The organism is Zooshikella harenae (assembly GCF_018837975.1).
Taxonomy (GTDB): domain Bacteria; phylum Pseudomonadota; class Gammaproteobacteria; order Pseudomonadales; family Zooshikellaceae; genus Zooshikella; species Zooshikella harenae.
In genome coordinates this window covers 1-3,299 of sequence record NZ_JAGSOY010000160.1, presented here as the reverse complement: position 1 = coordinate 3,299, position 3,299 = coordinate 1, and the positions used below count along the sequence as shown (strand labels likewise).

The window sequence follows — 3,299 nt, the reverse complement described above, 5'->3', positions numbered from 1 at the left end:
CTACCAAGATCCCCGAGTGATCAATCCACTACTGAATGCCAGCACATCCAACGAGCAAGCCAAATTATTAGGTCCTATCGACAGGTTATGGGTGCCCAACCACTACCGGCCTGAATTATTTCGGGAAACGAGTAGCGAGGAAGCGCATGCAGTGATTAAAGATGAGCTGAAGCGTGAATGGGTTGTTTGGCAAAACCCACAGGCCTGGCACGGCCAATTTCCCGAAGAACGTCCCTGGTTTGAATTTAGCGCCAAACAGTGGGAAGGTATTATGGCAGAACACAAACATAAAGTGGAAGAAGCCATAGCCTTATATTTAATGGAAGAAAATCCTGCCTTTAAAAAACTAAAACCCCAACAACTCCATGACACTATACGCTATTGGTGTGATAAAAGTGACGATTATAACATCAGTAAAACAAAACAAGTCGCACGATTAATTTTAGTGGTCACAGAATTTGGCCCCGATATCCCCAAACGCGAATGGATGAAGTTAGAACAGGATATTTTGTTTAATACGGCGTTTTCGGAAGAGGAAAAGATACAGTATTTAGAAAGCTACCGATATTTAATTTATGAACATCCTGACTATCCTTTTGATCCCGTGAGATGCCTTGCATATGAGGAATTTTATGAGGGAACAGAGCAGAGTTTTAAACGGCAAGAAATTGATATATATAGCCTGGAAGACATGGGAGATAGACAAAACTTTATTGAGTTATACTTAAAGTATAAACAACACAAAGAGAAAGCTTTCAAAGCCCAAAAAGTACTTTTTGAACAATGCAATAATGACCTTGTTAAAGATAATAAGAAAACAAAAATTGATTACTTGAATAGTCAGCATTGGGGATATAGACAAAAGTTAAAATCCAATTTTAATGAGATAAAGTAACCCACTTAAAAAGTAGTGGGTTTTCGTAAGTTTTTACAGAAAACGTAAAGCTGTAATAGGGATTTAGTTAATGAGTTCAGATAAGATTTATCGTATACAACCTGGTGATACCTTAGCCACGATTGCCTTAAAAAATGGTGTAAGTGTTGAGGATTTACGTCAAGCTAATCCTGGTATTACCGATGATAATCTTATCTATGCGAATACCAATATTCGTATACCAGAACCTTCCTGCGATGACCCCTATGTTATTCAGCGTGGTGATACCTTAGGTGATCTGGCTAAAAAGCACGACACGACTGTAGACGAAATTTTAAAAGAAAATAAAGATATCAAAGACCCCGATAAAATTTATGCAGGCTATGAATTAAAAATACCTGGGCGTAAACCACAAGAAGAGTGTCCAGTTCCTCCGAAAGGTGGACCAGAGAAACAAGAGCCTGTAAAGATAGAAGAGCCAACAGATAAGAAAAAAATTGAAGAACCCAAGAAACAAGAGCCTGTAAAGATAGAGGAGCCAACAGATAAGAAAAAAACGGAAGAGCCTAAGAAAAAAGAACCTAAGTCAGAAGAAAAACTCCCTGAGGATAAAGATAAACCTTGTGAAGATTGTACGTCGTCATGTGATGTAAAAATATGGTGTGAGCATGAAAAAAGAGCATATTCCAAAAAAGCAGAATATTTTGGTGTAGTACCATCTTCAAAAGGAAAATCAAAAAATCCATGGAAACAAAAACTAACAGATGAGCTTTTAATTCATGTTAGAGGTAATCAGGCACCCAAGACAGTGACCTATGGTGGTGAAAAAAATAGTCAGGTAATTAAGGGAGAAAAAAACGGAGATCTGACATCATTTAAAATAAAGTCAGAGTACGAAAGACTTGCATCTGATTCATCAGCAGATACATTAATTGCCATACTAAAGTTAATTGGTCAACTTACTGGTCAAAAAAACTATGTAGAGAAAAATATTACAGGAACATGTATAGGCAAAATTCCTGTTAGAGTTTATAACCCTGATGAATGGGAGCTATCCATTATGCTTCCACCATGGCGAAAACAGGGTATTGGTATTTCTAGAATATTAAAAGAAGATAAAGGTAAGAGAACATACGAAAAGGCACAATACGATTTTAAACAAAAAAAGCAGACATCAAAAACGGAAACCTATCAGTATGCTCAAGGTAATCCTAGCATGGAGGTTTATGATAGTACTGATGTTCAGGAAGGAACAATATCACGTAAAGATGCAATAGAAATAAAGCTAAATGGTAAAGCAATTAAGAATCGGTCAATTGACTCTCTAGGTGCAGTACTTAATTATGCTGAACAAGTAAACCATTTGGTTGAGTTAATTCAAGCTATAGCAGATAAAAAAGTCGGTTTTTATATAAATGTTGATATTCAAATTTTTCAGGGTGGGATTTTTCTTAAACTTAAAAATAAAGAATGTGAGAGAGATCATCGGGTTTACCTGAATGGCGAAGTTGGTATTAACCTGACTATTTTAAATATAGCAGTAGAGGCTGGTTTAGGGATGATTGTTGCCAGTGATTATTATGCTAAAGTTTATATTAAAATTGAGGGAAAAGCTGAAGTAATTGGTAAGCTAGAATTTGACTCACCAGATGCAGAGAGAAAATTTAAGATTGAAAGTAAAACGACTATTGTGCCTGAAATTGGGGTGGCTATTAAGGCGGGAGACTGGATTGAAGTAGTGGTAAAAGGCTCCTCGGGCCTTGAAGTGTCTTACTATTGTGATGTAAATATTGATGATGAAGATAGAATGTTTGTCATTGGTGCTGAAAGCAAGTTTTTGGGAGTAGAAGTAGAAGCAAGTTACAAGCTTGCCGTTGGAAAAATAAAGAAATCAGGTACTTTTAAAGAAAAACTCATTGAAGAATCAGAACTTGGAAAAATAGAGTTTCCAAGTGAGGAGAAATTTAAGCCTGATGAAATATCCCCTAAATCAATAGAGAAAATATTTATTGATCAGTTTAAAGATGGATTTGACTTGGTTTTTATAAAAAATGTCAATATGTCGGAACGTGATATGACAAGTCGAAGGAAAATGACTCAACGCTACAAGGAAGTGGGTATTAATATTCCTGTTAATAATATATGTAAGCGCTTGGAAAGGGAAAGTACATTAAAAAGAAATGAAAAAAGCATACGAGGCATTGCTCAGGACATTGATACAATACTCCGTGAAAAGTCATATTCAGGGTTAAGTACACTATGGAGAGATCATATTGATTATGATAAATTTGAAAAATTTATTAGTAGTGATGAGTTTGTAAAAATACTCGATAAATATCGATCTTCAGCAAAAGTAATGCATAATACATTAAAAAGATAAGCTATTATCGTATGCATTAGCTTATCTTGTATCTGTATAAAAGTA

At 35.5% G+C, this 3,299-nt stretch carries 2 protein-coding genes; both read left to right on the top strand.

Annotated elements, in window-relative coordinates; all coding sequences use genetic code 11:
- Positions 1–895, top strand: an 895-nt coding sequence (locus KCG35_RS24105) for a hypothetical protein (protein WP_215822408.1), incomplete at its 5' end; no start/stop codon positions are given.
- 70 nt (positions 896–965) lie between these two features.
- Positions 966–3,254: a LysM peptidoglycan-binding domain-containing protein gene (locus KCG35_RS24100; RefSeq protein ID WP_215822407.1), complete on the top strand. Its 2,289-nt coding sequence runs from the start codon at positions 966–968 to the stop codon at positions 3,252–3,254.
- Positions 3,255–3,299: the final 45 nt, after the last annotated feature.